The organism is Winogradskyella sp., from assembly GCF_045105575.1.
GTDB lineage: Bacteria > Bacteroidota > Bacteroidia > Flavobacteriales > Flavobacteriaceae > Winogradskyella.
Map to the genome: position 1 here is coordinate 1 of NZ_JBGCDQ010000018.1, position 5842 is coordinate 5842.

The window sequence follows — 5842 nt, forward strand, 5'->3', positions numbered from 1 at the left end:
GACCATATCTACTATTGTAAAATCGAAGTTGTCTTAGTTTAGAAATTACTGCTTAGACACAAATATGGCCTCGTAGTTCAACTGGATAGAATATCAGATTTCGGCTCTGAGGGTTGGAGGTTCGAATCCTCTCGAGGTCACGAATAAATACTTCAATAAGAAAAAATACCAAGCTTGCTTGAGTATTTTTTTTGTTTGAAGTATTTTCAAAGCGGAGCATAGCGGATGCGTCAGTAATCCAATAAATTAATGCAAAAATTTAAATCCAAGTTATTTTGAATATCTGGAAATATACTTTTCTTTTTTTGATTCTTTTTTCGTCGTGTAAGGATAAAGCAATGTCTTTAAAACCAGTTTCATATTCTGAATTTGAACGGTTTGTAAAAGAAACCAATTACGTTACTGATGCAGAAAAATATGGATGGTCTATAGTACAAACCGATGTTTATAATTTTAAGACCGTCCCTAATGCCAGCTGGCGAAAACCAGACGGTGTACATAAGGTTAGTTCTGGTAAGCTTCCTGTAACACAAGTAAGTTATAATGATGCTCTAGCCTACTGTAAATGGTCTAAACAAAGGCTTCCGAATTATAATGAATATTGGAACATTGTAAAAAAGGATACACGGATTATAGTTTCAGATAATAAACTACCAATTTCAGACATAGATAAAGTGAATATTGTTGGTAATGTATGGGATATTACCGATAATGAAAATGATGCCTTGGTAAGATTAGCGGGCGGGTCTCTTTTTTGATCTGAAAGTACCTGCCACGGTACAACAAAAGATAGAGAATTATTTGTGGATAAAGAAACCGGAAATATTCATATCGGTTTTTCTGTGATTAAAGACTAATTACCATCAGGTAAAAACAGATCTAAGCGCGTATTGCTTAGCGTTTGTTGTTATCTAAGTTCAATGCTTAGTAGATTATTAAATGCTTCTAAAGAGATTTTAAAGACAGTACCATGCCTTGCTCCTTCAGGAAATTCAATTTTGTCTGAAATATCTACCCAAGTTTTTAAATCTGTAGATTGTACAGCACCATATTTGTGGTCTGTGTATTTATCAAAATAAACCACCCAATTGCCCGCTATTTTTGTAGCGGTTGGCCCTTCCGCCCAATAATTTCCTGTAATAGGTGCGCTTGCATTTGTATACGGACCTGTTAAATGATCACTATAAGCTATCTTTAGGTTTTTCTGAACAGGTTTTTTGGTTTCATCCTTTAAAAACATCACATATGTATTGTTTTGCTTTTGTATGCTAGCATCAATAACATTAAATTCTGGATCGTACAATAATTTAGTAGCGCTAAAGATTTTAAAATCTTTAGTCATCGTATAATATATTCTATGATTATACCCTTTGTCCTCAGAAATTTGTGTTTCCGGAAACTTGCCTTCAATTGTACTTGCCCAATAAATCATATAAGCTTTGCGTTGGGTGTCATAAGTAATTTCTGGCGCCCATGTGTTGCGTGTGCCTTTTTCGTGCTGCATGACAGGAATAAATTGTTGCTCGGACCAATGTATTAAATCTTTAGAATTTGCATATCCAATACCTTTATCCGTCCAACTTACTGTCCATACCATATGATACAAACCATCAGCACCTTTTACAATACAAGGGTCTCGCATTAGTTTGTCTTTACCAACTTTTGGTGTTAAAAAAGAGGTGTTATTTTTTAAGGGTTTCCAAGTGTAACCGTCTTTACTATAGGCTAAATGCAAACCGTCTTTTCCATTTCCTTTAAAATAAGAAAACATATACACCTCTTTTTTAGGAATAAAGTTATTTGCGATCAACCAATCTTCACAAGCCTTTGGCCAATTTAAATGGGTTCCAGATCGCCCCAATCCATAGCCATGCCCACCGTTTTCATAAACATGTATTTCTGCAGGTACTTTATGTTGCTTTAAGGCTACATAATAATTGATACTATTTTCAACAGGAACAGCGTGGTCATCTGTTGTGTGAATTAAAATGGTAGGTGGTGTGTTTTCATCGACTTGTTTTTCATTAGAATACCTAGAAACCATGGCTTTAGAAGGGTTCTCCCCTAGAAGTTTCACCTTTGAACCATTGTGAGTAATGCCATCTTCCATTGAGATTACGGGATAGATGAACATAGAAAAATCGGGGCGAGCACTTAATGCCTTAGAAGTGATTGGGTAAACCTCGTCATTATAATGGGTAGATAATGTTGAAGCTAAATGACCTCCAGCAGAAAAGCCTATAACTCCAACCTTATTAGGGTTGATATTCCATTCTTGAGCGTTTCGCCTTATCATTCTCATGGCTTCTTGAGCATCTTGTAGCGGGCCAATGGTTTTATCTTCCATAATCAAATCACTTGGCAATCTGTATTTTAGTACAAAAGCAGAAATACCAATAGAATTAAACCATTCCGCTATTTTATCTCCTTCTTTTATATGAGAGAGTACACTGTACCCTCCACCAGGACAAATGACCACTGCGGTATTATTGGTTTTAGAGTTGTCTGCTAAAAATACTTTTAATGTGGGGGTTTTTACATTTCTAACCGCATTCACTACGCCTTTTTTGTTTACTCGAAACGTTTCTTTATACTCATCATTTGTTATTGCATTGGGTATTTTTTTCCAAAGCGGTATTTCATTATTTTGCGCAAATACCGCTGAAAGATTAAACGATGCAATCAACGTGAAAAGAAATATAAAATAGCATTTTAACATTATCTCTTTTTTATTATTTTAACCTATAAAGCTCCGCTCCAGCTAAAAGAAAACATCCTAAACCATAATCTTCAAAATCTGGAATTTTATCATAAGACAAAGGTTGTCCGTCTTTTGGTTCTTTTCCTGTTGATTGTAAATAACCTAAGAACCCATTTGTATGAAGCGCTTCCGTTACCATGGCATTCCATGCTTTTTCTATAATAGGCAAGTATTTGTCTTTATCTAAAATACCATTATTAACACCGTATGCCATTCCATATACAAAAAGCGCAGTTCCAGAAGTTTCTTTACCACCATAATGAGTTGGGTCGTGTAAACTTACATTCCAAAAGCCATCCTTTCTTTGAATAGGCACTAAAGCTTCAGACATCGCAATTAAATCATCTACATATTGTTGTCTGTGCGGCGCATCATCAGGAATAATCGTTAACACTTTTGCTAGTGCTGCAATTACCCATCCATTACCTCTACTCCAGTAAGAATCTTCTCCGTTTGGCTCTGTGTATGGCGGGTCAAAATCGGCATCTCTCCACCAAAGTCCGTCTTCAGGATTATACAAACCGTTATCGCCGTGCTGATCTCTAGTGTACATATACATTTCGTACATTTTTTCAAAATAGCGATAGTCATTTTCTAACACGCCTAATTTTGCAAAAACAGGCATTCCCATTTGAATCGCATCAATCCAAGACCAATCATCTAATTGCGGTGTATTCAATAACATATTGATACACGATTTTGTGTTTTTTAATTTCTTAGGATCTGGCTCTAAATTGTATAAATCGATATAGGTTTGTGCCGCACAATAATCATCTGCATTTCTGTTGGCATTACCATCTCTAAAGCCCCAATTATGAAACTCTGCCCAGTCATAAGCATAGTCATAATACGCTTCTTTGGGATAAATTTCGTACAAGGCCATCAATCCCTCATAATACACACCACGAGTCCAAATATTACTTGGTCTTTCTTTGTTTGTGATAATTGTTTTACCAACATCTTGCCATTTTTTCATAAAATAATCATTGGCAAGTTGCATACTTTTTAAAATGTCCTTTTTTGGTGGAATTTGAGCCTGTGTTGATTTACAAGAAAATATTGTAAGGCATACGATTAAAAACAATCTGTTCATTTTTTGTGTATTTATTCTATTATTAATTTTATTGAAGCGGTGTTAGTTTTACAGGGCCTAAAATACCAGAAGGCATAGGGTTCCATTTGGTGGCATCAAATTTTTCATAATCTTTATTTACCATATTTATCTCATAGAAATTTTTCCATTCTTCACCACGCATTTCTTTTGCTCTTATGCGGTTTGCAGATAAGTTGGTCACTTCTATTGTTAATTTATTGTCTCCGGCTTTAAGTGATCCTATATTTATTTCGAAAGGATTAGCCCATAATGCGCCAACATAGTCGTCATTTAGCCAAACTTTAGCGCTTTCTCTTACGTCGCCAAGTTGCAGTAGCCATGTTTTAACATTGGCATCAGGATTGTTAAACGTAATCTCGTATTTTGCTGTTCCTGAGAACTGCGCTGCGGCTTCACTTAATTCTGTCCAAGATTTAAGGTCAGTCATTGCCCCAGCTTCAGGAAGACTTGGTCCACCACGTAAAAATTGAATATCCCAAGCGCCATTTATAGCATAACTTGTATCTGATATTTGGTAATATTGCCAATTCTTGTTTGAAGCTTGATTTTCGGTAGTTAAGAACAGACTTTCGCCAGATTTTATTTGTACTCTAACTAAAGTTGTATCTCCTTCTTTTTTGGTTTCAGCGTTTCCGTAAGTATCTGTATCTGGATTGTAAATTGTAATATGTTGTTGCAACACATTTACAGGGATATATTGGTCTATATAATTAGCAGTATGATTTACTAGATAATAAATTGTATCGTCTCCCTTAGCACGTTTTATATACTTTAAGCCAGTAGCAACCAGTTTTTCTGGTGTTACATCAGCCAAACTTAAATCTTCATAGATGTTTGTAGAAGCTTTAATTTGGGTTTTGTTTGAAGTAAATAAGCGCTTCATTTCAGCATTCTGTTCTTTATAATTATTGAATCCTGGCACTGAGCTAGGAAGGTTTTCAAAAATAATATTTGCGCCTTGTGCTTTTAAAGCGATTAACTTTTTTAAGGTTTGTAACGGCATGTGCGTGCTCGAAGGCACAACCAAACTCTTGTAGCTGCCACCTGGTAAGACAATTTCTCCATTTTTAAAACTGGCTTTTTCAATAAAATTATCTGAAATAAAATCTAAACTATATCCTTTGTTTAATAAACCTTTAGTGGTTTCGTAAAAAGGTTGATTGTGTAACCACTCGTCTAAGGAATGAATCTTAAACTGAAAAAACAGACTTCCTTCTAAGTGCGAATTCCATACATCATAAATAGGCCAGTATAGCAATACATCATTATCTGGTTGCCCAGACTGAAGCAAGGTTTGACAGTTTTTTATATATGAAAATAATTCATTTTCATCTTCGCCAATGGCTAAATTAGGATTAAAATTCACCGAAGCATAAAACTTCCAGCCTGGCCATGCTGCGCGTTTTGGTGAGTAGGTTGTACCGTGTAAAAAGATATGATTAATACCGTTTAAAAACAAATCTTCGACCTCTGGTTTAGTTTGTGATAAGGCTGTTTTAAAATGATCTCTAAGCCATGTAAAAGTCTCAGAAGAGGTTAAAGGTTTGCCAGCGATATGCGCTGCAGAGGATGAAAATTTAAGCATTACAGGGTCTGCATCACCTTCTCTAATGTCTTCTTTTTCGCGTCTTAACCCAACAACATAATAAGGCATAGATCCAAAAGTTTCACATTCTGGAATATCTGCTGAGGCGTATAAATCTATTAAATTCCCAGGTGAACCATGTGCTTGAAGTCTCGACTTAAAGCTGTTAGTATTTGCCCATGCGGTCCACGGTTTATCAAAATCATTAAGTAATAAATCAGATAAAGTTTCTCTGTAATCACTTTTAACTCTAAAGTTTTCTTCGGTTTCTTCTTCGCTAAGTACCTTTGGTAAATGCGGTTTTAAATCATAACCTCTTAACGTTTTAAATGCTTCAAAAAAGTCTGGGGTAAAGTCTGTTTGGTACACCTCGTAGCTATCA

At 35.5% G+C, this 5842-nt stretch carries 4 protein-coding genes and 1 tRNA gene; 2 read left to right on the top strand and 3 right to left on the bottom strand.

Features of this window, described 5'->3' with window-relative positions; genetic code table 11:
* The first annotated feature begins 66 nt into the window (after positions 1-66).
* Positions 67-140: transfer RNA gene (locus tag AB8B52_RS04710), tRNA-Arg, on the top strand.
* Positions 141-338: 198 nt separating this feature from the next.
* Positions 339-758 (top strand): SUMF1/EgtB/PvdO family nonheme iron enzyme, encoded by a 420-nt coding sequence (locus AB8B52_RS04715; protein WP_406025739.1) that lies wholly within the window; start codon positions 339-341, stop codon positions 756-758.
* A 149-nt stretch (positions 759-907) separates the two neighbouring features.
* Here the strand turns inward: AB8B52_RS04715 and AB8B52_RS04720 are convergent, their stop codons facing one another.
* The 3 genes from AB8B52_RS04720 to AB8B52_RS04730 all read right to left on the bottom strand — a co-directional run.
* Positions 908-2719, bottom strand: coding sequence for a prolyl oligopeptidase family serine peptidase (locus AB8B52_RS04720; RefSeq protein ID WP_406025741.1), 1812 nt, complete (start codon positions 2717-2719; stop codon positions 908-910).
* Between the two features lie 13 nt (positions 2720-2732).
* Positions 2733-3854: a glycoside hydrolase family 88 protein gene (locus AB8B52_RS04725; protein ID WP_406025743.1), complete on the bottom strand. Its 1122-nt coding sequence runs from the start codon at positions 3852-3854 to the stop codon at positions 2733-2735.
* 28 nt (positions 3855-3882) lie between these two features.
* Positions 3883-5842 (bottom strand): glycosyl hydrolase (locus tag AB8B52_RS04730; protein WP_406025745.1); only part of this gene is annotated, 1960 nt, incomplete at its 5' end.